Consider the following 23,981-nt stretch of genomic DNA (forward strand, 5'->3'; position numbering starts at 1 on the left):
AACGTTCATGCAAACGACCTTCACCCCCGACCAGCTTAACGATCCCGGGACCGCCCGCGCGAACGAAATCTTGCGCACCTGCGTCCATTGCGGGTTCTGCACGGCCACTTGCCCCACCTATCAGGTGCTGGGCGATGAATTGGATAGCCCAAGGGGCCGCATCTACCTTATCAAGGATATGCTGGAGAAAGGTCGCCCCGCCGATGAGAAAACGGTCAAACATATCGACCGGTGCCTCAGTTGCCTGGCCTGCATGACGACCTGCCCATCGGGCGTGCATTACATGCATCTGGTCGACCATGCGCGCGACTATATCGAGCAGACCTATAAACGGCCCTGGTCCGACCGTGCCCTGCGCTGGGTCCTGGCCCGCATCCTGCCCTATCCAATGCGGTTCCGCGTGGCGCTCCTGCTGGCCAAGATCGGGCGCCCCTTCGCACCCCTGATGCCCGATCCCCGCCTGCGTGCGATGCTGGAAATGGCACCCAAGCAGATCCCGCCTGTCAGCCGCAATGACGACCCGCAAACCTTTGCGCCCCAGCACCCCCGCAAGAAGCGCGTGGCGCTGATGACCGGCTGCGCGCAAAAGGCCCTGAACACCGATATCAATGATGCCACCATCCGCCTGCTGACCCGATTAGGGTGCGAGGTCGTCGTGGCCGAAGGCGCGGGATGTTGCGGTGCGCTCACCCATCACATGGGCAAGACCGCCGAAAGCCACGCGACAGCGGCCAAAAACATCAAAGCCTGGCATGCGGAGATGCAGGACGACGGCCTTGATGCGATCGTCATCAACACGTCTGGTTGCGGCACCACGGTCAAGGATTACGGTCATATGTTCCGCAATGATCCCCTGGCTGATCAAGCCGCCGCCGTTGCTGCTATCGCCTGTGATATCTCCGAACTGCTGATCAAGCTTGACCTGCCGGAAGGCACCCCGAAACAGACAAAGGTTGCCTACCATGCGGCCTGCTCCCTGCAGCACGGCCAGCAGATCAAGACCTTCCCGAAGGACCTGCTGAAAAAAACCGGGTTCCAGGTGGTCGAACCCGCCGACAGCCATCTGTGCTGCGGCTCCGCGGGCACCTATAACCTGATGCAGCCCGAAATCTCCAAACAGCTCAAGGATCGCAAGGTCCGCTCGTTAGAGGCGAAACAGCCCGATATCATCGCCGCCGGCAATATCGGCTGCATGATGCAGATCGGCAGCGGCACCGATATCCCCATCGTCCACACGGTTGAACTGCTCGACTGGGCCACGGGCGGCCCCGTCCCGCCTGCGATCGCGGCTGAACCGGGCCTGTCCGGGATTCCCGTCTTGCGCTGACGGGCCGCTTCAACTTACCTCCCGAGACATGTTCCACTGGGGGTATTGGCCATCCCATCGCCACAGTTTTGCCGCTTCCCGCTGCTAGTTCGGCCACAGGCTGAATTTGGGGGTGCCAGCATGCGCGGTCTGTCTCTTTTCGCAAGTGCTTTGACCGTCTGTGCGTCATTGCTTGCCCCGGCCATCGCCGAAGAAAAGTCCAGTGCGCTCCGTAGCTTAACCACCGGTGACGAAACCAAGGGCTGGGAAGGCGTTGGCCGCCTGAACCTGGGCCATACCGGGTTTTGCACCGGCGCGCTGATTGCTGAAAACCTGGTCCTTACGGCGGCTCATTGCCTTTACGACAAGGCGACGGGCAAACGAATCGCAACGGAGGAGATCGAGTTTCTGGCCGGGTGGCGCAATGGCCGGGCTGAGGCCTATCGCGGGGTCCGCCGCGCCGTTCTACACCCGTCCTATTCATTCGGCGCTTCCGCCGACATGTCGCGCGTCGCAAATGACCTGGCCCTGCTGGAACTGGATCAGCCGATCCGCACCCACAGGGTCAGCCCGTTCGAGACCGCCGATAACCTGAAACGCGGGGATGTCGTCGGTGTCGTCTCCTATGCCAAGGACCGGTCAGAGGCGCCTTCCATCCAGGAAACGTGCCACGTCCTACGCCAGCAGAGCGGGGTGGTGATGCTCTCCTGCTCGGTCGATTTCGGCGCGTCGGGCGCACCGATCTTTATCCTTGGTGCCGTGCCGTCCATCGCCTCGGTCGTCTCTGCCAAGGCAGAGATGGACGGACAGCAGGTGGCCCTCGCCGCCAACCTGCGCAATCGGCTGGCCGTCCTACATGACGAAATGGCCAAGGCAGCACCTCCGGCCCAGATCAGCGACCGGACCGGCACGGCCCTGACCGCGCGGCGCACCACCAATAATCGTCAGACCACGGCAAAATTCGTGCGGCCTTGACAGGCAGCCCCTGCTGAAAATCACGCGATTTTAATGCGTTAGCGGGCTGGTTATGTCCGCTTTCCAAACGGGGCACAGACCTCTTGAAAGCCGCCTATCACTCCCCATATCAGCGGTGTTCGGATGCCAATGACGGGTCCGAACACCTGAAATAGGCGCCTGTCCAATGCGAAGGCGCCCCATCGTAAACCATCGCTCAATGGAGGATGACCCATGCGAACCTACGATTTGACCCCCCTCTACCGCGCCACTGTTGGCTTTGATCGCGTCGCCGATATGATGGACCGTGTCCTGTCGGCCGATATGGCCCAGCCCGCCTACCCGCCCTACAACATCGAAAAGACTGACGATGACAGCTACCGCATTTCCGTCGCGGTTGCCGGCTTCTCGGATGATGAACTGTCGGTCGAGGTTAAGGACGGCGCCGTCGTGATCGCCGCCAAAAAGGTCGAGGCAGAGGATACCCGCACCTACCTGCACCGTGGTATCGCAACCCGTGCGTTTGAACGCCGGTTCCAACTGGCTGACCACGTCCGCGTGACCGGTGCTGCCACCGTGGATGGTATGCTGCATATCAATCTGGTGCGCGAAGTGCCCGAAGCGCTGAAACCCCGCCAGATCGAAATCGCGAAAGGCAACAAGACCCTGGAAGCCCAGGCCGTCGACGCCTGAACCATCGCTTAACCGATACGGCGCGCGGTCCCCCGGGGCCGCGCGTTCTGCATGGGGCCCACTGCGCGTCAAAGATCTGCAGGCTCACCCCCGTTGAAGCTCTTTCAAACAGCTTGTGATGTATTTCCTGGCAGATCGGTAATGGCTGGCACCGGCTGCTTCCGCATAGCGCCCGGTTGTCCATTTGTCGTTCCCGACCATCACGGCGCCGTACAGTTCCATCTGTGACAAACCAGTGATGAAATCGATCAGCTTGGCATGGTTTCGGCGCAGCAAGGTGACCACGCTGGCCCATGGCAGATCCGCCTGCATCTCCCGCACCGCCGCGTTATAGGCTTTCAATTCGCTCCACTTGTACCCTTCGGCGGGGATGTGAACCGTCCGCCCGGCCTGGCCATCGGCATACCATCCCAGAAACAGGGTGATCCAATGGGCGCGATGTCCGATCGTGTCCTTGATCGAGGTTTCGTCATCCGCACCCGCCAGCGCCGTCTCTTCCGAGAGATCCCCAATCAGCTGATCAAGGCGGGCAAATTCTTTATGTGTAATGGTCAGCAACTCTGACTTGGTCGTTGCGCCGGGCATAATGGCCTCCTGATTATGCCCCAGACCTGCCGCATGGGCTGCGGCAGGTCTTTGATCTATGTCATGGGTTTACCGTGACAGGCTTTCGGCCAGGCGCATCAGGTTAATCGCCTCGGCCCGGTACCCAAATCTGTCGGTCCCGCGCCCTTCGGTGGCCAGCGCGATGGCATCGGCATAGCTCCAATCGCCCAGCTGATCAGATCCGCGCAGCAACTGACCAAAGCCCGCAATGGCGGTGGCAAAGCGTGTTTCGGTCGTGGCAGTACCCAGATCGGCGGTGATCGGCGTTTCGATTAACTGGCTCTCGGTCGCGCCCGGCTCTTTGTAGCGCAACCGCAGAAAGCCCAGCTCTTCCAATGGGTTGGCCACAGTCTCAGCAGCGCCATAGCGCAGCGGTTGCGTGGCCCGCGCGGGGGAGCCCACAGGCGTCACCTCATAAATTGCCGTCACCCGGTGCCCGGCGCCAATGTCGCCCGCATCGACCTTGTCATTGTCGAAATCCTCCCGCCGCAGGGCGCGGGTCTCATACCCGATCAGGCGATATTCGGCGATCTGTGCGGGGTTGAACTCCACCTGCACCTTCACGTCGCCCGCAATGGGAAACAGTGCCCCGGTCAGTTGATCGACCAGCACTTTGCGGGCCTCGTTCAGCGTGTCGATATAGGCGGCCTGGCCGTTGCCGTTCTGGGCCAGGGCCTGCATCGTGGCATCGTCCAGATTGCCGCGACCAAAGCCAAGGACAGACAGGTAGGTGCCGCCGTCACGCTTGTCGGCGATAAAGTCTTTCAATTGATCCACATCCGACAGGCCCACATTGAAATCCCCATCGGTGGCCAGCAGGATCCGGGTGACCTCACCGTCCTCCGCCATGCCTTCGGCCACGCTATAGGCTTGTTGCAGCCCGGCCTGTCCTGCCGTGCCGCCGCCCGATTGCAAATTATCCAGCGCTGTCAGTATCTTGGTCCGGTCCGAGGCCGGGGTTGGCTCCAACACCTGACCCGCGCTGCCCGCATAGGTGACGATGGCTACTTGATCCTCGGGGCGCAGCTCGCTCAGCATCAGGCGGAAGGATTGCTGCAGAAGCGGCAGTTTGTTGGCCTCGGCCATGGAGCCTGACGTGTCGATCAGAAAGACCAGATTTAGGGGTGGGCGTTCGTCAATCACCGGCATCTCGCCTTGTAACACAACATGTACCAGTTGCGTGCCGTCCCGCCACGGGGTCTCGGTCACTGTGACCGTTGGCTGGAACGGTGCGCCGCCCGCTTCGGGGGCCGGGTAGTCATAGGGGAAATAGTTCACCATCTCCTCGACCCGCACCGCATCCCGCGGCGGAAGCTGCCCCGCCATCAGGGATTGCCGCACGACGGCATAGGAGGCCGTGTCCACATCCACCGAAAAGGTCGAGACCGGATCCTCCGCCACAACCTTCAGCGGATTTTCCGCAGCATTGGCAAAGGCTTCGGTGTCATTTTCCGGCGCTATCATCAGCCGGTCCAGGTGTGGGGCCGGTTCGGCCAGGGCCTCCCGATCCGTGGTGAAAGGCTCCTGAAACACCTGTGGTGCCGGGGCTGGCGCAGCATCCTCGGTCGCGGTAGTCCTCGGCTGCGGCTGGCTTTGGAGCGCTTCCGCGGCAGGGCGGGCACCCTCGTCAGCGAATTTCTCAAGCCTCAACTCGCGCCTTTCAGTGGTCGTTTGAACGCCGCTGGTCGGCGCTGCGGTGGTCCGTGCCGGGTCCCTGAGCGTCATGTCGGCGGGGACGCCGACCTGTTGCATCGGCAGGAAAACCGCGACGGCCAATCCCGCGGTGACGATCCCTGTGGTGACCGTCAGGCCGGCCTTGGTGGTCAATGTGTTAAACATGCGTTTCGCTCCTTGCGTCAGCCGCCCCCAAATCGGGCGGTCAATGCTAGGACGCGGCGCATCCTCGGATTCTTGGGCAGGCGTGTGAATTTTTTCAAACGCCACCATCGCGGCGGACAAATCGGCCTGTTTGCGGGCCGGGTCGGGGGCAGGGCTGGCCTTCAAGGCGGCGCGCAAGGCGTCGAGGTCGTCATCGTCGGTCATGGCGTCATCTCCTCTGCGGCGCGGGCGCGGAGCGCTTTTTTGACTTCTGACATCCGCCACGCGATTGTCCCCGCGGGGACACCCAGGATCTCTGCCGCCTCCGATTGGGTCAAATCCTCGGCCAGGATCAGGGTGGCGGTGTCGCGCAGGTCGGGCTTCAACTGCGCCATGGCCCGGGTCAACCAATCGGTCCGGTCGGCCTCTTCGGCATTGGCATGGCGGCGGTTCACCTCCCAATCGCCCCACCCATCGGCGGCGCGGCCCCGGCTGGCCATGCGGCGGCGGCGGTCATGGGCGGCATTCATGGCGACCCGGTAAAGCCAGGTGGTGAACTTGGCCTCCGCCCGGTAGCCTTGCAACTTGGCTGGAAGGGCCACGCAGATATCCTGGGTCAAATCCTCAGCCTCGGCCCGGTTGCCCAGCAGACGGCAAGCCAGCCCAAACAGCCGGTCGTAATGCCGCGCCAGAAGGGCGGCAAAGGCATCGCGGTCACCGCTGGCGGCGGCCTGGGCCAGGGCCTCGTCTGAGGTTGTCATGCGCATCACAGTTCATATGACGCAAGCGAAGCGTCAATCCTTGGCCGCGTTTGCGAAAAAAGTTTTGTCCCCGCGGGGACAGCCGTTCAAACCGGGGGGCCGATGTGAGGTGAACGATCAGGCCGGGCGGGAAAAGGTCCAACTGGTGACGTGTTCCCACGGGATGCTGGGGTCGAGGCGGATGGAGGGGAAATGCGGGTTCTTTGGCGCGTCGGGCCAGAATTGTGCCTCTAAGGCCAAACCGGCCTGGAGGTCGTAAGGTGCACCGCGGTGGCCGGGGAAGTCATCTGAGCGGATCGTGCCGCCGTCATAGACCTGGAGGCCGGGTTCGGTTGTTGCCATCTCCATCATGAGACCGGAGGTGCCGGTGAGCCAGGCGACGGGCCGCAGGGGTGCGCGGGTCTGCGAGAGGCAGAAATTGTGATCGACCGCCGTGTCGGGGCCGAGGGTCTGACCCTGGCGATAGTCAAAGGCGGTGTCCTTGACGGGCGCGACCTCGCCGGTGGGGAGCAGGCTGTCATCCACAGGCAGGTAATGTTCGGCGGCGAGGCGCAGGATGTGGCCCGCATATGTTGGCGTGCCGTCGAGGTTCCAGTAGCTGTGATTGACCGTGTTCATCAGGGTCGGCGCATCGGTCGTTGCAGCGAGGGTCATGGTCAGTGTCCCCGCGGGGACAATGTAGTACGACACGCGCCACCTGCGGTTACCGGGAAAGCCCCCTTCGCCATGGGCGGCGGTGACGGTGAGGGTAATGCGGTCCGGCTGGTGATCCGTGACCTCCCACATTTTGCGCCGCAAGCCGCATGCTCCGCTATGGAGTGTGTGTTTGCCATCCATGTTGGGTTCGAAATGCAATGTGGCACCGCCCAAAGTGGCAGTGGCATTGCTGATCCGATTGGCCACGGGGCCGATGACGGAGCCGAAGGAATTGTAGGGCCCTTCATAGGCGGCAAGTTGATCCGATCCCAGGGTCAGGCCGTGGTCGATCCCGGCGAGGCGGACATCCTGCAGGATCGCGCCGAAGGTCAGGATGGCGGCGGTCAGATCCCCCGCGGCGATGGTCAGCTTTTCGACCCGCTGGCCGGTGTTCAGGGTGCCGAAATGGGTCATGAGCTGCGCCGTTTCACCGCGACGCCGGCCCCGGGGACAGTCAGGCCATCGACGGTCTGGGCCGTGGCGGAATAGTTCACATAGACCCGGTGATAGGTCAGGTCGCGCTGGCGCAACCCTTCGGGCATGCGGGTGATGGGCAGTTCTGCCGCCTCAAGCGCGCGGGTGAGGATGCGGGTCATTGCGGCCTCGTCCGGCCAACCTGCCAGGTAGGACAGGCCACCGGAGCGGACCATGGCAGGCAGGCCGTCAGTGGTGCGTTCCATGACCTCTGCATCGCCTTCGAGATGTTCGAACCACTTGATCAGGGTGCCGCCATTGGCGAGGCCGATGGGCCCCTGGGGGGGCAGGCTTTCGGTCTGGAAGATCTTGATATCGAGATCGGGCAGGTTTGGCGGCAGGGGCACGGGGATGGCGAAATTGGCGGTCCGGGTGTTGGTGCGTGGACCGATCAAGGCGGTGCCGTCAAAGCTGGAAAGGGCGGCCATCAGGTTCTGGTCCAGCTCAAACAGGCCGGGGGCCAGAACAAGGTCGTAGCCGGACAAGTCGGACTGATCGGGCGGCAGGATGTCGATGTTCTGGCCGAGTTTGCGCAGGGTGCGATACACCTCGAACACCAGGCGGAAATAGTCGAAATCGGCGCCATGGGGCTGCACCTGCCAGGCCCAGGCGGAGACGTAGTCGAAGACGATACCGATGCGGGCCTGCAGGGGGGTATTGTCCTTGAGCTGGACGACCTCCTGGGCGAGTTGGGCGATCTCTTCCATGACGGGGGCGTCTTCGTTGTCGGGGCGGATCAGGGCCGCATGCATCTGTTCCTGGGCCATGGGGGCCTGGCGCCAGCGGAAATAGCAGACCGCATCGGCGCCATGGGCTATTGCTTCCCACGCCCAGAGGCGGGCCATGCCCTTGAGCGGGGCAGGGTTGTGGGGCGCCCAGTTCACGGGGCCGGGCTGCTGTTCCATCACCCACCAGCGGCCATGGCCCACGGCGCGGTAGAGGTCGTGGTGGAAGGCCTGAAAATCGGGATCGCCCTGGCGGAGATAGCGCGCCTTGTGTTCGGGCGGATCCTCCAACCGGTCGCTGAGAAAGCCGATTGGGTAGCTGTCCCAGGTGGCGATATCGAGATCTTCGCCCACGGTGAAATGGTCGAACGCGGTTTCGCGGCCCATGTAATTGTGGAGGATCGGTGCCTCGGTCAGGTTGCGCAGCTCTTCGACCTGGGCGCGGTTGAAGGTGGCGACCTGGTCGCTGGAGAAGCGGCGGAAGGCCAGGGCATGGGCCGGGTTCGGTTCGGTCACGGTTTGGTTGGGCAGACCGATATCGAACCAGTTGTCGGCGGTCATGGACCAGAAGACATTGCCCCAGGCGCGGTTCAGTTTTTCAATGCTGCGGTAGTGGTATTTGAGCCATTCGCGGAACGCATCGGCGGCGGCGGGGGAATAGCTGAGGGTGGTGTCGTGGCAGCCGAATTCATTGTCGATCTGCCAGGCGGCGATATGGGGGTTCTTGCCGTAGCGGTCGCCCAGGATGCGGACGATGCGGATACAGGCATCACGGTAGCCCTGGTGGCTAAAGCAGTAGTGCCGGCGGGAGCCGAAGGTGCGGGGTTGGCCGGTTGCGTCCAAGGCCAGCATGTCGGGATGGCGGTTGACCATCCAGCGCGGCGGTGTTGCGGTCGGCGTGCCAAGGACGACGCGGAGACCGTTTTTGCCCAGGATTTCGATGGCGCGGTCGAGCCAGTTGAAATTCAGCTCTCCCGGTTCGGGTTCCAGTTCGGCCCAGGCGAATTCGCCGATGCGGACATAGGTTAGGCCGGTGGCGACCATGCGTTTGGCATCTTTGGCCCAACGCTCTTCGGGCCAGTGTTCGGGGTAATAGCACACGCCAAGTTTTGGACTCACAAGATCACCTGATGTTCTCGCACCCCCTGCGCCACGTTGGATAGCGCAAAGGTTTGGCCAGTGGAAGGATGCTGTTTGCGGTGATCTGCGGTGACCCCATCGGCGGCGGAAGTGCAGTAGAGCGTGGTCAGGTCGGACGGGCGGGACGGACGCTGTTGCCCGTCCGGCCTGCGCCGGTCGGGCAAGGCGCCCCGCCCGCCGTCCCAAGGCGCCCCGAAGGCAGGGCAGGTGGTTTGGGCGGCGGGCATTTGGATGGCCCGTAGGAAGGTACCATCGGGCGCATAGGCCGCCACGCGGAAGCCACCCCACTGGGCGTTCCAGATCGTGCCAGCCGCGTCGGTGACGGCGCCGTCGGGGATCCAGGGTGTGTTTTGCAGGTTGATCAGCGGCACGGGGTCGCCTTTGGGCCAGCCGTGGGTTTGGTCGAGCGGTTGGCGGTGGATGATCTGGGTCGGCGTGTCGGTGAAGTACGCGTAAAGGCCATCGGGGGAAAAGCAGATGGCGTTGGGGATGGTGATCCGGCCGCGGAGTTTGCGCACCTCGCCCTGGTAGAGGCGGTAGATCGCGCCGGTCTTGGGTTCGGCCTTGCGGCCCATCGTGCCAATCCAGAAGCCGCCCCAGGGATCGGCGCGGCCATCGTTGCTGCGCGTATGGGGTTGGTCGGCTTCCAGCGGGGCGAGGTCGGTGTTTTGGCCGGTTTGCAGGTCATGGATCAGGAAACCGCGGTCGGAGGCGATGAGCAGGGTGTTTTCGTCGACCCACCCGGCGGCTGAGACGGTGCGGTCGAAGGTGGTGGTTTGCGGGCCAGCGGCGCTGCGGGTCAGAAGCTGGTTCTGGAGGATATCGAACCAGTAGAGCTGGCTGCGTTCGGGGTGCCAAAGTGGCCCTTCACCCAGGGCGCAGGCCCGGTTGTCGACGGTTTGGGCTGTCACCCCATGGCCTCGTCGAAGGCGGCGACGATGTCGATTGCGCGGGCCGCGACATCTGCGGTCGACAGGCCGGGCGCGTAGAGGGCGGAGCCGATGCCGAACCCGTCGGCGCTGGCCCGGGCCCAATCGGCGAAGTTCGCGGGACCGGCGCCGCCCACGGCATAGACCCGGGTGCCGGGGGGGAGGACCGCGCGGAGGGCCTGGAGACCGGCGGGGCCCGCCATGGCGCCGGGGAAGAGTTTGAGGCCGTCAGCCCCGGCGGCGAGGGCGGCGAAGGCTTCGGTTGGCGTGAAGATGCCCGGCCAGCTTTGCATGCCGAGCGCCTTGGTCGCGCGGATTACTTCGGGCACGCAATTGGGCGAGACGATGAGCTGCCCCTTGGATTGGTAGACATGGGCAACTTGTTCGGGCGTCAGGACGGTGCCAGCGCCGATGAGCGCGTCCGTGCCGTGGGCATTGGCCATCGCGTTGATGCTGACATAGGGGTCGGGGGAGTTGAGGGGAACCTCTATCCGGGTGATGCCTGCATCGATGAGGGCGGCGCAGACCGGGACGGCGTCAGTCGGGGTGATCCCGCGGAGAATGGCGATCAGGGCTCGGCTCATGCGGCAGGCTCCTTGAGGTGGGCGCGGGTCTTGACCAGGCCCTTTAGCGTCATCGCGTCGACATCTGCAATGGTGGCGGGCACGCCCTGCTGCGCAAGGGCGGTGGCATAGTGGCGGGAGATGTCTGTGGCACCGATCAGGGCGACATCCTGGCCCAGCCAATAGGGTCGGGCGGCAGCGAGTTCGGCCCCGATCAGGGTCCCGGACAAACGGGCGGCCGCAGGGGCGGGCGGCAGGTCATTCAGTAATGCCTCGGCCCGCAGAGTGAAGAGGCGGGCGGCGAGGCGTTCCGGGCGCGAGAGTGCGTCGGATATGGCGGTGGCAAAGGCCGCATCGTCCCAACGGTCGCTTTGCACGGTGTGGCGCAGGACGGTGTGCTGGCTGAGGGCGGCAAACATCTCGCCCGTCAGGAAGGTCTGAAAGCTGACGACTTCGCCGGCGCTGATGCGGGCCCATTTGGAGTGGCTTCCGGGCAGGCAGATCACGCCGTCGAAGTCCGGATTGAGGGCAAGGAAACCGGCGATCTGGGTCTCCTCGCCGCGCATGACATCCGCCGGGTCGATCTGTTTGAGGCCTCCGATGACTTTGACGGTGAGGCGGAGATCACCGCAGGGGGCCTGGGTCAGGGTGTCGGCATCAAGGGGCGGGCAGGGAACAGCGCGATAGGCGGCCTCCACCCAGCCCTGGCGCGCACCGACCATGCCGCAGGCGATGACCGGGATTGGCCCATGGCCCAGCGTGTCGCCGACCAGGTCAAGAAGCGCGTCTTCGAAGGCGTCCCGGGCAAGCTGACCCATGCCGTTTTCCGAACAGCGCTGCCACAGCTCGGTGCCCGAGGCGGTCATGCCCCAGGCGCGCAGGCGGGAGGTGCCCCAATCGACGGCGATCCAATCGGGCGTTCCGGTCATCCGGTCACCACGACCCCGCCATCGATGACCATGGCCTGGCCGGTCATCCGTTTGCTGGTGTCGGAGGCCAGAAAGAGCGTACCGCCGACGATGTCTTCGGGCGCGAGATGGTCCTTGAGGCAAGCGCGTTCCAGATGGGCAGCAAGGGCCTCGGGCGTGGCCCATTTGTCCATCTGTTTGTCGGTCAGGACCCAGCCGGGCATCAGGGCGTTGACACGGATCCGGTCGGGGCCGAATTCACGCGCGAGGCTGCGGGTCATGCCGTTGATCCCGGCATTGGCCGTTGTGTAGGCGGGGTAGCCTGCATTGCCCATCATGTAGCTGATGGACGAGAAGTTGATGATCGCGCCACCGCCAACTGCGCGCATGCCCGGCACCACGGCTTGGCAGGCAAAGAAATAGGCCTTGAGGTTGATGGATTGAGACCAGTCCCAAAAGTTTTCATCGACCTCTTCGGTTGTATGGCGCTGATCATTGGCCGCGTTGTTGACGAGGGCGGTGACGGGGCCGTGGGCGTCGGAGGCCTGAGCGACGGCACCTTTGAGGGCGGCGATATCGGTGATGTCGCACGGAATGAAAAGCGGGCGCGTGCCTGTCTCATCCGCCATCCGGTCACAGAAAGCTGTTGCATCGGAGCGTTGGACAAAGGCGACCTTCGCGCCCTGGCGCAAGAAACCTTCGGTCAGTGCCGCGCCGATGCCGGAGCCGCCACCGGTGATGAAGACCGATTTTCCTGCCAGATCTGAATAGGTGGCGGTCATAACGGCAGGCCTTTCGGGGCGGTGGGCTGTGCGTCGCCATCAGGCGCCGTCGCGGGTGCAAGCCATCCCCCCCTCGGTCCCCCCCACATTGGGGGGGAGGCGCCAACGGAGACACCAGTGCATCGGTTGAAAAGGGGGGGTCGGCTCATAGCTTGGTTCCTTCGATGACCCACATCGTTTCAGGGAAGGACCATGGCAGGACCATACCGTGGCCCATGAGCCAGGCGCCCGAAACCTCGATCGGGCCTTCTTTCAAGGCCGGTGCCCCGCGCGACAGGATATGGGCCGTGCCGCGATTGATCACTTCGATCCGGTAGCGCGCCGCAGGATCCAGGCGCGCGAGCCGCAAGGGACGGGGCGCGATCTGGGCCGATGTCGTGGCCTTACCGGCAAAGACGACGAAGCGGGTCCCATCGCGCACCATCTGCTGTTCGGCCAGGACCGCTGGATCTGCGCTGTCGAGCCGCAAGATATCGGCATCAATCATCCAGTCCCGATTGGCTTTCCACCAGGTGGTGACCTCGCGCAGGACCGTCGCCTCGTGATCCGTCAACTCCCTTGGATCCATCTCGAACCCCATATGGCGCTGGGCGGCCACCCAGGCCCGAAAGCTGATATCCAGCGTCCGGCCCGAGGTGTGGCAATAGCGCGGTCCCACATGGCTGCCGGTCACCGCAAGCGGCAGGAACAGCGCCGCATTATGTTGCATCTTCAATCGTTCCAGCGCATCATTGCTGTCGCTGAGCCATACGCGTTGGGTCCGGCTGAGGATGCCGAAATCGATCCGCCCGCCGCCCGACGCGCAGCTTTCGATCTCCACCTTTGGGAAATCGCGGCGCAGCCGGTCAAGCAGGGCATAGGAGCCCCGGGTCTGGGCCGCGTCGGGCATGGGCAGCACGCGGTTATGGTCCCATTTGATATAATCGATTTCGTGCGCCGACAAGATCGCGGCCATCCGGTCATAGATAAAATCCCGCACCTCGGGCAGGGCGACATTCAGGGCCTTTTGGTGCCGGCCGAGCGTCTGATCCTCGGACCCCAGCGCCCAATCGGGATGGGCCCGGTGGATGTTGGATTCGGGGTTGATCATTTCGGGCTCAAACCAGATGCCAAAGGTCATGCCCAGCCCATGGACATGGGCGATAAGCGGGCCCAGCCCGTCGGGATATTTGCGGGGGTCGACCTCCCAGTCACTCAACGAAGTCGTGTCGTCATCGCGCTGGCCAAACCAGCCGTCATCCAGTACAAACCGTTCGGCGCCCAGGTTGGCGGCGCGGTCGGCGATGTCTTTCAGCACATCCAGGTTGTGGTCGAAATAGACGGCTTCCCAGCAATTGTAATGCACAGGCCGGCGGCGGTCCGGCGTGGTCCAGTCGACGATCTGGTCGCGGACATGGCGCTGAAACGCGACGGCGCAACCGTTCAGCCCGTCGCTGGAATAGGTGATATACAGCGGGGCGGTTTTGAAATGGATGGCGGGGTCCTGCTCCATCCGCGCGGCATGGCCAAACTGGATCTGGCGGCGGCCATCGGGCAATTCTTCGGCGATCATCCGGTGGCCGCCGGACCAGCCGTAATGGAACCCCCAGACCTCCCCCACTGCGTTTGTGGCTCCGCGCGCCGGGATCAGGAGACCCGGGAAATGTTCATGCCCCGTGCGGCCCGTGCGGTTTTCGCGGTAGCGCATGCCAGCGGACCAGGGTGTGCGGTTCAACTGGAACTCCCCACACCAGCGGCCCGAGACATCGATCATGTCGTCGGAATATTGCGGCGCGGGCAAGACGGGAGCCGACAGCCAGTGGAGATGGACGGGGCGAGAGGCCTCAATCTCCGCCTCGGCCATGATGATGCGGGTGTCGGGGCTGCTGATGAACCGCGCGCGGTAGGTCAGAAGGTTGGTCGTGTCCTCAAAGGTCAGGGTCAGGCCGTGGTCATCCTGCACCTCCGACGCGAAACAGAATTTCGGCAAAAGCGGCGTGCCATCACTGTCGCGCAGGATCAGGCCGGGCTGACCGGGGAAGGTCCGCGTCGCTTCGGGGCAGATCGACAATTCGGGATTTTCGTCCAGCATGCCCCCGGTCACGTCGAGGGTATGGGCCTCAAGCAGGGTGTCGGCATCGTCATCGGGCAGGGGTGCGCCCCAGTAGATGACCTGGGGCAACCGGTTGTGGCGCGCAGCCAGGATGAGGGTCTGTCGCCCGTCATCCAGCCGCCAACTTTGCGTCAGGGGCAACATCTGTCCGTCGGGCATTGGTTATTTCACGGCTCCAAGCGTAAGGCCTGCGATGAAGTGTTTCTGCATCAGAAAGAACATCGCGACGGGTGGCAGGGCGGCGACGATACTGCCCGCGCTCATCAGGTGATAGGCGGCGCGGTATTGGGCGTTAAAGCTGGTGATCCCGGCGGTCACAGGCTGGCTTTCGACGCCCTGGGTCAGGACAACGGCCCAGAAGTAATCGTTCCAGATGAAGGTAAAGATCAGCACGGCAAGGGCGGCGAGGGCCGGTTTCATCAGCGGCAGGACGACAAACCAAAAGATCCGCCATTCGGCGACGCCTTCGACCCGCGCGGCCTCGATCAGCTCAAAGGGCAGGGCACGGATGAAATTGCGCATGAAGAGCGTGCAGAACCCGGTTTGGAAGGCGATGTGGAACAGGACGAGCCCCGGGATCGTGTTATACAGCCCCATGCTGAGCGTCAGGTCGCGGACGGGGACCATAAGGATCTGAAATGGTACGAAATTCCCGGCGACGAACATGAAAAAGATCCACAGGTTTGCCTTGAATTTGTAGATCCCCAGGGCAAAGCCGGTCATCGATGACAGGATCATGCAGCCCAGCACAGTGGGCACGGTGATGAACACGGAGTTTAGCAGGTAGCGGGGCATGTCGCTTTCAAAGAAGACCCGGCCGTAATTGGCGAAGCCGTTGAATTCCGACGGCCAGCCCCAGTAGTTCCCCGCGGCAAAGTCGCCCTCCGGCTTGATGGAGAAGATGGCCACGGCGATGAGCGGCAACAGCCACAAGATCAAGGAAAGCGGCAGCAGGCCTTGGTAGGTGATCTGCCACTGGCGGGAGGTTTTCTCGATCGGGGTCGGGAACATCTCAGCGGCCCCCCTTGTCTTCTTGGTACATCGACCAGAGGAAATAGGCGATGAAACACAGCATGATCAGGAAAAGGATCACGGCGATGGCGGCCCCGTATCCCATGCGGAAGCCGTATTCGGACAGGGCGACCTCGAACATGTAGAAACTGAGGACCCGGCTTTCGCCGAAGGGGCCACCCGCCGTCATGATCGAGATCAGGTCAAACGACCGGAGCGCGCCGATGATCGTCACGACAAAGGCAATGAAAGTGGCGGGTTTAAGCTGCGGAATAATGATGTACCACAACATCTTACGCCCCTTGGCGCCGTCCAGGCGCGCGGCCTCGATCTGTTCGGGATCCACGGCATTCAGGCCGGTCAGATAGAGGATCATGCAATAGGCGGTCTGGGGCCAAAGCCCGGCAAGGATGATGCCATAGGTGACGTATCGTTCGTCGCCCAAGATGTTGACGGGGCCCAGACCGAATACCCCGAGAAACTGGTTCAGCAGGCCGAATGTCGGGTCGTAGAACCACGTGAACACCAGACCAACCACGATTTGCGAGATGACAAAAGGGAAGAAAAACAGTGACTTATAAAGCCGGATGCCGGTCACCGTCTGGTTCAGAAAGAGCGCAATGAACAAACCCGCCGGGATCGCCAGCAGATACAGGACCAGCCAGATCAGGTTGTTGCGAAGCGAGATGTAGAAGGCGTCGTCGTCGAACAATTCGCCGTAATTCTCCAGGCCGATATATTCGGCCTCGCCAAGGCCATCCCATTGATAAAGGGAGATATTGAAGCTCTGGAAGATCGGGAAAATCACATAGAACGCAAAGAACAAAACCCCCGGCGCAAGGAACAACCACGGCGTGATCGCGATCTCGTTGCGACGAAACCAGCCACGTCCGGCGGTGCTGGCCCGTACATCTGACAGGGTGGTTTCAGCCATGGGAGCGATCCACTTTTTGGGGGCTGCAGGAGAGGCACATCACATGCACAGACCATGCATAAACCATACATACGCGTTTTTCGCACAACGTACCGCCAAGTCGCTATGTTCTGTGCGGGGCGGCGACAGGGGCGGGCGCGGAGGCGCGCGCCCCTGGACATGTCGTAAGGGGGCAGAAGGCCCCCTTGCTGTTTACTTGTAGATCCTGCCGCGGGCTTTTTCCAAACGGCCCAGGATCCGGTCCAGGTTGTCGGGCTTGACCATGAATTCCTGGAAACCCTCCATGGCGACTTTGGCCATCTCGGCAGGTGCGTCCCGGTCAAAGAACTGGGCGACACCGCCGGGGCTGTTTGATGACAGCATCTCGAACCCTTCTTGCAGGAACTTGTCGTCATCCACCGAGGAGGAGGCATTCACGGGCAACTGGCCCAGATTGTCGCCATTGTTGATGAGCGTCTGGTTATCCGCCGACACGACGAATTTCAGAAAGGCGCGTGCCGCATCCTTGTTGGCCGCATTGGCCGGGATGTGGAACGTGTCAGTTGGTGCATCCTCGGCCAGTTCCACATCCGCGTTGATCGCCGGGAACTGGTGGAAGTCCAGCTTGTCGTCATCCAGGCCACCATCGCGCAGGGGTGCCACGGCAAAGTTGCCTTTCAGGATCGCACCGGCACTGCCATCGACGATAAAGGGCAGCGATTCCTGCCAGCTATAGGCGGTGTGGTTGTCGATGAAGGCGCCCATATCGATCAGTTCGCGCCAGTTGGCAAAGGTTGCCAGCACGCGCTCATCGGTCCATTCGATCTCGCCATTGGTGAGCTGCGCGTGGAAGTCATAGCCGTTGGTGCGCATGTTCAGGTAGTCGAACCAGCCGGCCGTGGGCCACTGGTTTTTGGACCCAATGGTGAAGCATTTGCGGCCCGAATCCACCATGGCCTGACAGTTGGCCTTGAAGCTCGCCCAGTCGGTGGGTTCTTCCAGACCCAGCTCTTCGTAGATGTCTTTGCGGTAATAGACGCCCCACTGATAATAAGTGTAAGGCACGCCCCATTGTTTCCCATCCAGGGTCATGGCCCCTTTGGTGGAAGCGAGGTTTTCAGAAATTTCGGGATCTTCCCACAGATCGGAGATATCCTCGAACAGACCTGCCTCGACATAGGGCAGCATCCGGTTGGCGGCATACCAGTTGGCGACATCGGGTGGGTTGGCTGTCAGAAAGTTGCGGATCTGGGTTTTGTAGGCTTCCCGGTCAATCACCGTCAGTTCGATGTTCAGATCCGGGTGCATTTCCCCGAACCGCTCCACCATGCCTTCCATCACCGCGCGGGGGGCGGGGTTGGACATGTCGGAGAAGATCTTCAGATCCCCGGAGAGTTTCGCATGGCCGTCTGCCAGGGCGCTGCCCGCGACAATCGCAGACGCGGCAAGCGCCGCGAACGACGCTTTGAGTATGGAATGCATTGGATCCTCCCTAGATCGCATTCTGTAATTCAGCCCAGCGTCTCATTATTTGAAACCTGGTTTTGTATATTGAAATTGTAAGCGCGACTCACCTATGCTTGTCAACAGTGGCCAGCACAGAGCGCGATTAAACCGCCGGCGCTGGGTCACGATATGGGAGGATCACAATGGCGTCCGGTGATGGGACGGTCGGCAAAGCGTTAGAGGTTCTGGACCTGATAGCCCGGTTCGGACGCCCCGTGAAGTTTGCCGAATTGCAGGGCGAAAGCGTCCATCCCAAGGCAACCCTATACCGGCTGGTGCAGACCTTGGCCAACCAGGGCATGCTGACCCATGATCCCGATACGGGCACCTATTCCCTGGGCATCCGCCTGGTGCGGTTGGCCCATGCTGCCTGGCACACCACGTCACTGGCGCCGGTCGCGCGGCCTCATCTGGATGCCCTGGCCCGGGCGGCAGGCCAGACCGTGCACCTGGCCCAGTTGGACAATGCCCAGGTCCTGTATGTCGATAAGCGATCGGCCCGTGATCCGGTCGAGATGTTCAGCCAAGCGGGCAAGGTTGGCCCCGCCTATTGCACCGGCGTGGGTAAGGCCATGTTGGCCTGGCTGCCTGAACAGGTGCTGCAACGGTTCTTGCCTCAGCAATCGTTCCATCAGTTCACCCCATCGACGCTTACAAGCGAGGCGGAGTTGCGCGCGGAATTAGAGGCGATCCGGGACCGCGGCCATGCCTATGACCGCGAGGAGCATGAGCCCGGCATCGTCTGTGTGGCGGTTCCGGTTTTGAGCCCGTCGGCCCGGGTTTTGGGGGCGATCAGCGTGACGGGATCGACCGCGCGCACGGATCTGGGCCATCTGGAGGCGCTGTTGCCGGAGCTGAAAAAAACCGCGGCGCGGGTCGCCGAAGAAGCCACGGCATGGGCCTTTCCCGTGCCGGTTGCCGCCAATTCAAAAAGGGAGGGACCGTCATGTCCGGTGTGACGCTAGAGAATGTGGTCAAGCGCTATGGGGATGTTCAGGTCATCCACGGGGTCGATCTGGATATTGCCGATGGGGAGTTCTGTGTCTTTGTCGGCCCATCAGGCTGCGGAAAGTCCACATTGCTGCGGATGGTGGCGGGGTTGGAGGAGACGACGGGCGGGGCGATCAATATCGGCGCCCGTGACGTGACCCGGATGGACCCGTCAGAGCGCGGCGTGGCGATGGTTTTTCAGACCTACGCCTTGTACCCGCATATGACGGTGGCGGAGAATATGGGGTTTGGCCTGAAGATGACGGGCCATCCGAAATCGGAGATCGATGAAAAGGTCGGCAAGGCCAGCGAGATCCTGAAGCTGGATGATTACCTCAAGCGCAAGCCCAAGGCCCTGTCGGGCGGCCAGCGCCAGCGGGTCGCCATTGGCCGGGCCATCGTGCGGGGGCCGGAGGTGTTTTTGTTCGATGAGCCGCTATCGAACCTGGATGCGGAATTGCGGGTCGAGATGCGGGTAGAGATTGCGCGCCTGCACAAGGAGATTGGCGCGACGATGATCTATGTGACCCACGACCAGGTGGAGGCGATGACCCTGGCCGATAAGATCGTGGTGCTGCGTGCGGGCAATATCGAACAAGTGGGCGCGCCCATGGACCTGTACCGCGACCCCGATAACCAGTTTGTCGCAGGTTTCATCGGCAGTCCGGCGATGAATTTCGTGGCCGGGACGGTGAATGGCGCTGGCGTGGACACGCCGGGGGCCGGTGGCGCGCTGGCCCTGCCCATGAACCTGCCCGAAAGCGGGCGCAAGGTGACGGTCGGGATGCGACCCGAGCATGTGCAGATCGACCCGGCGGGCGACACCCATCTGGTGGAACTGACCGAGGCGTTGGGCGGCGTCTCCTATGCCTACCTGACCGCGCCGACGGGCGAGAAGCTGATCGTGGAAGAGCGGGGCGACGAACGCTCAAGCATCGGCGACCGGGTCGGCCTGACTGTCCCGTTGGAGCGTGTGCTGCTGTTTGATGCGGAAAACGGATTGCGCCTGCGCTGAGCCAATCGGGATATCATGCAAAAAGGCCGGAGCGGTGGGCGCCGGCCTTTTGTGCGCATCTGGTCCGCGCAATCGGGATCAGACGATGAAAAAGTCGATTGCTTCCTCGACCACGACGGGGCCGGAGCCACCGCGCCCGGCATAGCCGGTCAACGCAATCTCGTAGCTGCCCGGCGCGTCGAATGGGTCACCGCCTGCATAATCATCGCCGTTATTGCCGAACAGTGCGTAGGGCGTGACGTTTTCGATCTTTGATGGACCGCCTGCGAGGGTCAAGGCGACGCTGGCCAGTTCCACGCCGTCCACCTCTGCCACGAGGGAGACATCACCATCATCGACGAAATCGAACGGGATATCGCTGCCATCGGTGATGGTGGCCAGTTTGGTATCCGTCGCCGCGTCATACAGGAACAGGGAAAAGGCGCTGTCGGGTTCCGGGGCAGGGGGTGTTGGTTCGGGGATGGGCGCAACCGGTTGCGGCGCGGGGGCCGGTGTGTCGGCGATGGAAAAGCTGAACGTCTCGGCCCCGAGGGTGGCACCGGTGGCGCGGTTACCTGCATATCCGGTGAGGGAGATGCTGACATCCTGACCCGCCGACAGGAAATCACGCCCGTTCAGATCGCCCCGATTGTCACCGAACAGGGCGAAGGGCACCACGTTTTCCACTTGGGAATGGCCGCCTGCCACGTTCATCGCGATGCTTTCGACGCTGCCATTTGCAGCCTCGGCCACCAGCGTCACGGATGTGCCATCGACCAGATCGGCCGCGATCTCATCACCATCGGTGATCTCGGCCAGACGTGTGTTGGTCGTGGCGTCATAGAGGAACAGTTTGAGGTCGACCTCTGCCGGGGGCGGTGTCGGTTTGGGTGTGGGAGCCGGGGCAGGCGCGCTGCCTTCCAGCTCAAAACCATAGAGCGGACGGTTGCCATTGGCATCGTCGGTCAAGGTGAAGGACAGCCCGTTTGACAGGTCCTGATCCTTGCCGATGAAGATGCGGAACTGATCTTCGACGGTGTTTTCATCATAGATGTAACGCCCGCGGCTGTCGCGCGGCCCGTCATCGGCGTGCAATTCGATTTCATAGGCGCGGCCCTTGAACACGACGGCATCGATGTGGCGCGCATTGCCAAACGCATTGTTCCGGAGCACGTCATCATAGCTGAAATTCAGATCCAGAAACCCGGTTTCTGAATCGTAGGTTGCGCTTTCAAGGGGCGATGACCCGTCATCATTCAAGACAGCTTTGACCATGGTTCACATCCTGTTTTACAGCACTGGGTTAGCGTTACCCCAATGCATCCGATAGATGTGCCCCGTGCCGACAGCCTCGAACGTCGTGCTGCAAAACACCGGCAGGCTTTGGCTTACGGGACAGGTCAAGGGCGGAGATTGGCTGATCACTGTTGGCGAAACGGCAACAGTGATGGCCTGCCGGTGAGATAGGTGCGGGTCGGCCACCGGTCGATCCCCGGCTCGTTTTCGAGCCTGACCATCGTCTTGTCGCGGGCGAGCGTTCGTGCCTCAGCCCGGGTGAGGGACAGCAGCGTTTCCTCTGCCGTCAGACCCTTGGCGAGGGAGGCCGACCAAATCCGACGCGCCGATGCAGGCGACCACGGCAACGCCGCTTGCGACAGCCAGTGCCGCAAGGGGGCGGGCAGCCCGTCAAAGGTGGTCATGGGATCGGCCGACCGCCTTTTTCTAGGCAGGCTGCTTTGCCCCAGATTGCGGTTCATCCATCATCTTCCGGGTCGAAGACCGGGTCCAAGACCAGGACAAGCCGGGTTTCCCCGGTGCCTTCGATCGGTGGCGAACGATGCAACAGGCCGGATCGCGGCTGTTCCGGCCAAAGGGTGCCCCGCAGCAAAATAGGCGCGCCGGTTTGAACTGTGAACACGCGCCGTGGATCGGTCCCGTCTGTGGAGAGCCCGTATTGCGTTCCGGTGCCCCGATAGGTGCAGACAAGCCGCGCCGTTATGGCATCGATGTGGAACTTGCGGCAGGCATTGTTCGTCACGACATCCATCCGAAGCCTCAGAAACTTGGCCGAAAGCAGGTTTGCGAACATGTCTGCCAGTAGGATGACGTCTGACTGGAACCAGTCCCGTTCGGAACCGGCGGGCAGACAGGCCAGATCGCAGAGATGTTCGATGGCATCCGGAACGGCGTTGGGCGGCAGAATGACCCGGCCGCGCGGCAGAAGATCGGGGTGGAGCCGATCGAGCCAGTTTTGGACCCCCCGCGGCGTTTGCCGCCGCCAGATCGCAGCCGCACATCCCGGTTGAAGGAAGGTGCTGAGCGATGCCAGATCATCCGCGAGCCCCACACCGACAGCGCCATCCCGGACAGTTTCCCTGACGAAACTCATGCCGCATCCTCGACCCGACGCCAGATCGGGAATGGATCGGGATAGTCTGGCAGGTTATCCGGGCCCATGGTGGCAACGGCGGGCACAAGGCAGGCATCCAGCCGTGCCTTGAGGGATGGCCAGTCTATTCCGGCCCCGATGAACACGATCTCCTGCCGGCGATCCCCCCAGGGTTCTTGCCAATGGGCTTGCATATAGGTGCGGGCGCTTTCGTGGGTGGGGCGCCGATCTTCGGGCACTGCAGCCCACCATGTGCCCAGGGGTTTGACGCTGGACAGCGCGCCGGCCAGGGAAAATTCGGCCACCCATTGGGGCCGGGTCGAAATCCAAAAATGACCCTTCGCGCGGATCACACCGGGCAGATCCCCGTTCAGCACTTCAAGGATGCGTTCTGGAACAAAGGGCAGGCGCGCCCGATAGACAAAGGAGGCGACGCCGTATTCCTCTGTCTCGGGGACGTGGTCGGCAAATCCATAAAGCTCCTTGGCCCACATCGGATGTTCGTGGGCCTGTTCAAAGTCGAACAATCCTGTATCCAGGATCTTTTCTGCGGCAACTGCGGATTGGTTGGTCTCTATGATCTCGGCATCGGCATTGAGGCTGCGAATGATCTTGCGGGCGGCATCGACCTTTTCCGGGCCCGCATCGGCGACCTTGTTCAGGATCACGACATCGGCAAATTCGATCTGGTCCGTGAGCAGGTGAACGAGGGTCCGCTCGTCCTCGTCCCCCATCGTCTCCCCACGGTCGCGCAGGAAATCATGGGAGGCATAGTCATTGAGCAGGTTGGCGGCATCGACCACCGTCACCATCGTGTCAAGCCGGGCGACATCGGACAGGCTGTCCCCGCCTTCGTCCCGGAAATCAAAGGTCGCGGCGACGGGCAAGGGTTCTGAAATCCCGGTGGATTCGATCAGCAAGTAGTCAAACCGCCGTTCGGCCGCGAGGCGCCGCACTTCATCCAGCAGGTCATCGCGGAGTGTGCAGCAGATGCACCCATTCGACATCTCGACCAGTGTTTCATCGGTGCGGGAAAGCTCGGTATCGGCCCGCACGAGGTCTGCATCGATGTTCACTTCGGACATGTCGTTGACGATCACCGCGACGCGGCGCCCTTCGCGATTGTTCAGCACCCGGTTCAGCAGCGTGGTTTTACCCGCGCCAAGAAAGCCGGAAAGGACCGTGACCGGTAGACGAGTATCTGACATAGAACGCTCCATTGCCTGCGTTGACCATCACGCAACTTACGTGGTTACTAGATCAATGCAACACCAAAGGTTACATTTAGCCTGCATTTGGAGAAAAACTGCGAATGAAGCGAAACAGTCGCCTGTCTTTGGCCCTGCACACGGTGAGCCACATGGCCACGGATCCGGATCGGGTGCGGACATCGTCTGATATCGCGGATCATGCGGGGACCAACCCGGTTGTGGTGCGCCGGGTCCTGGGAAAACTGCGCGAGGCCGGTCTGCTGACATCTGAAAAGGGCCATGCGGGTGGCTGGCGCCTGGCACGATCACCCGAAAGCATCAGTTTGGCCGATGTTTATCTTGCCTTGGATGAGCGGTTGGTGGCGCATGATGCGACGGGTGGGCCCTCGAATTGTTCGGTGGAGCAAGCGCTTCAGGCGCGCGTGGCGGGTGTTTTGGACGACATCGAAAAGACCCTGGTCGAGCGGTTGGGCGAGACATCGATTGCCGAGGTGCAAAACGGCTAGCCCTGGATTGCATT

23 protein-coding genes are annotated in these 23,981 nt (G+C 62.4%); 6 read left to right on the plus strand and 17 right to left on the minus strand.

Annotation, left to right across the window (positions count from 1 at the left end):
• The first annotated feature begins 7 nt into the window (after positions 1-7).
• From glcF to IU397_RS01585, 3 genes are all read left to right on the plus strand, one after another.
• Positions 8-1,327 (plus strand): glycolate oxidase subunit GlcF, encoded by a 1,320-nt coding sequence (gene glcF, locus IU397_RS01575; protein ID WP_204409913.1) that lies wholly within the window; start codon positions 8-10, stop codon positions 1,325-1,327.
• 120 nt (positions 1,328-1,447) lie between these two features.
• Entirely contained in the window at positions 1,448-2,281 is an 834-nt protein-coding gene (locus IU397_RS01580; RefSeq protein WP_204409916.1) for a serine protease, read from the plus strand.
• A 213-nt stretch (positions 2,282-2,494) separates the two neighbouring features.
• Positions 2,495-2,953 carry an Hsp20 family protein gene (locus IU397_RS01585; RefSeq protein ID WP_204409918.1) on the plus strand — a complete coding sequence of 153 codons (459 nt, stop codon included), beginning with the start codon at positions 2,495-2,497 and terminating at the stop codon, positions 2,951-2,953.
• 84 nt (positions 2,954-3,037) lie between these two features.
• Here the strand turns inward: IU397_RS01585 and IU397_RS01590 are convergent, their stop codons facing one another.
• From IU397_RS01590 to IU397_RS01650, 13 genes are all read right to left on the minus strand, one after another.
• A complete protein-coding gene (locus IU397_RS01590) occupies positions 3,038-3,538 on the minus strand; it encodes a ClbS/DfsB family four-helix bundle protein (protein WP_204409920.1) in 501 nt (166 codons plus the stop codon).
• Between the two features lie 69 nt (positions 3,539-3,607).
• A complete protein-coding gene (locus IU397_RS01595; RefSeq protein ID WP_204409923.1) occupies positions 3,608-5,602 on the minus strand; it encodes a VWA domain-containing protein in 1,995 nt (664 codons plus the stop codon).
• A complete protein-coding gene (locus IU397_RS01600; protein ID WP_204409925.1) occupies positions 5,599-6,138 on the minus strand; it encodes an RNA polymerase sigma factor in 540 nt (179 codons plus the stop codon). Before IU397_RS01600 ends, IU397_RS01595 begins: the two co-directional genes overlap by 4 nt.
• A 117-nt stretch (positions 6,139-6,255) precedes the next feature.
• Positions 6,256-7,248: an aldose epimerase family protein gene (locus IU397_RS01605; RefSeq protein WP_204409928.1), complete on the minus strand. Its 993-nt coding sequence runs from the start codon at positions 7,246-7,248 to the stop codon at positions 6,256-6,258.
• Entirely contained in the window at positions 7,245-9,152 is a 1,908-nt protein-coding gene (locus IU397_RS01610; protein ID WP_204409931.1) for a beta-galactosidase, read from the minus strand. The genes IU397_RS01605 and IU397_RS01610 overlap by 4 nt, the downstream gene beginning before the upstream one ends.
• A complete protein-coding gene (locus IU397_RS01615; protein ID WP_204409933.1) occupies positions 9,149-10,084 on the minus strand; it encodes an SMP-30/gluconolactonase/LRE family protein in 936 nt (311 codons plus the stop codon). Before IU397_RS01615 ends, IU397_RS01610 begins: the two co-directional genes overlap by 4 nt.
• Complete coding sequence (locus IU397_RS01620; RefSeq protein WP_204409935.1) at positions 10,081-10,686, minus strand: 2-dehydro-3-deoxy-6-phosphogalactonate aldolase; 606 nt, start codon at positions 10,684-10,686, stop codon at positions 10,081-10,083. Before IU397_RS01620 ends, IU397_RS01615 begins: the two co-directional genes overlap by 4 nt.
• The gene (locus IU397_RS01625) at positions 10,683-11,594 is read right to left on the minus strand and encodes a 2-dehydro-3-deoxygalactonokinase (RefSeq protein WP_204409938.1); all 912 of its coding nucleotides are present in this window, start codon (positions 11,592-11,594) and stop codon (positions 10,683-10,685) included. Before IU397_RS01625 ends, IU397_RS01620 begins: the two co-directional genes overlap by 4 nt.
• Positions 11,591-12,355, minus strand: a complete 765-nt coding sequence (locus IU397_RS01630) for an SDR family NAD(P)-dependent oxidoreductase (protein ID WP_204409940.1) — start codon at positions 12,353-12,355, stop codon at positions 11,591-11,593. The genes IU397_RS01625 and IU397_RS01630 overlap by 4 nt, the downstream gene beginning before the upstream one ends.
• 145 nt (positions 12,356-12,500) lie before the next feature.
• On the minus strand, positions 12,501-14,606 hold the full coding sequence (locus IU397_RS01635; protein ID WP_239479526.1) for an alpha-galactosidase: 2,106 nt from the start codon (positions 14,604-14,606) through the stop codon (positions 12,501-12,503).
• A 3-nt stretch (positions 14,607-14,609) separates the two neighbouring features.
• Positions 14,610-15,458: a carbohydrate ABC transporter permease gene (locus IU397_RS01640; protein ID WP_204409942.1), complete on the minus strand. Its 849-nt coding sequence runs from the start codon at positions 15,456-15,458 to the stop codon at positions 14,610-14,612.
• A gap of 1 nt (position 15,459) precedes the next feature.
• On the minus strand, positions 15,460-16,392 hold the full coding sequence (locus IU397_RS01645) for a carbohydrate ABC transporter permease (protein WP_204409944.1): 933 nt from the start codon (positions 16,390-16,392) through the stop codon (positions 15,460-15,462).
• Positions 16,393-16,584: 192 nt separating this feature from the next.
• On the minus strand, positions 16,585-17,853 hold the full coding sequence (locus IU397_RS01650) for an ABC transporter substrate-binding protein (RefSeq protein WP_204409947.1): 1,269 nt from the start codon (positions 17,851-17,853) through the stop codon (positions 16,585-16,587).
• Between the two features lie 167 nt (positions 17,854-18,020).
• Here IU397_RS01650 and IU397_RS01655 point away from each other — a divergent pair, with 167 nt between their 5' ends.
• Positions 18,021-18,836, plus strand: coding sequence for an IclR family transcriptional regulator (locus IU397_RS01655; RefSeq protein WP_204409949.1), 816 nt, complete (start codon positions 18,021-18,023; stop codon positions 18,834-18,836).
• On the plus strand, positions 18,824-19,882 hold the full coding sequence (locus tag IU397_RS01660) for an ABC transporter ATP-binding protein (protein ID WP_204409951.1): 1,059 nt from the start codon (positions 18,824-18,826) through the stop codon (positions 19,880-19,882). Before IU397_RS01655 ends, IU397_RS01660 begins: the two co-directional genes overlap by 13 nt.
• A gap of 78 nt (positions 19,883-19,960) precedes the next feature.
• Here IU397_RS01660 and IU397_RS01665 read toward each other — a convergent pair whose 3' ends face one another.
• The 4 genes from IU397_RS01665 to IU397_RS01680 all read right to left on the minus strand — a co-directional run bounded on the left by IU397_RS01665 (position 19,961) and on the right by IU397_RS01680 (position 23,458).
• Positions 19,961-21,136, minus strand: a complete 1,176-nt coding sequence (locus IU397_RS01665) for a hypothetical protein (protein WP_204409953.1) — start codon at positions 21,134-21,136, stop codon at positions 19,961-19,963.
• 146 nt (positions 21,137-21,282) lie between these two features.
• The gene (locus IU397_RS01670; RefSeq protein WP_239479527.1) at positions 21,283-21,618 is read right to left on the minus strand and encodes a DUF6525 family protein; all 336 of its coding nucleotides are present in this window, start codon (positions 21,616-21,618) and stop codon (positions 21,283-21,285) included.
• Entirely contained in the window at positions 21,615-22,250 is a 636-nt protein-coding gene (locus IU397_RS01675) for a DUF1826 domain-containing protein (RefSeq protein WP_204409955.1), read from the minus strand. Before IU397_RS01675 ends, IU397_RS01670 begins: the two co-directional genes overlap by 4 nt.
• Positions 22,247-23,458, minus strand: coding sequence for a GTP-binding protein (locus tag IU397_RS01680; protein ID WP_204409957.1), 1,212 nt, complete (start codon positions 23,456-23,458; stop codon positions 22,247-22,249). The genes IU397_RS01675 and IU397_RS01680 overlap by 4 nt, the downstream gene beginning before the upstream one ends.
• A 104-nt stretch (positions 23,459-23,562) precedes the next feature.
• Between IU397_RS01680 and IU397_RS01685 the strand changes: the two genes are divergently transcribed.
• Complete coding sequence (locus IU397_RS01685; protein ID WP_204409959.1) at positions 23,563-23,967, plus strand: Rrf2 family transcriptional regulator; 405 nt, start codon at positions 23,563-23,565, stop codon at positions 23,965-23,967.
• Positions 23,968-23,981 lie beyond the last annotated feature (14 nt).

The sequence above is a fragment of the Actibacterium sp. 188UL27-1 genome (assembly GCF_016901225.1).
In the GTDB taxonomy this organism is placed as follows: domain Bacteria; phylum Pseudomonadota; class Alphaproteobacteria; order Rhodobacterales; family Rhodobacteraceae; genus 188UL27-1.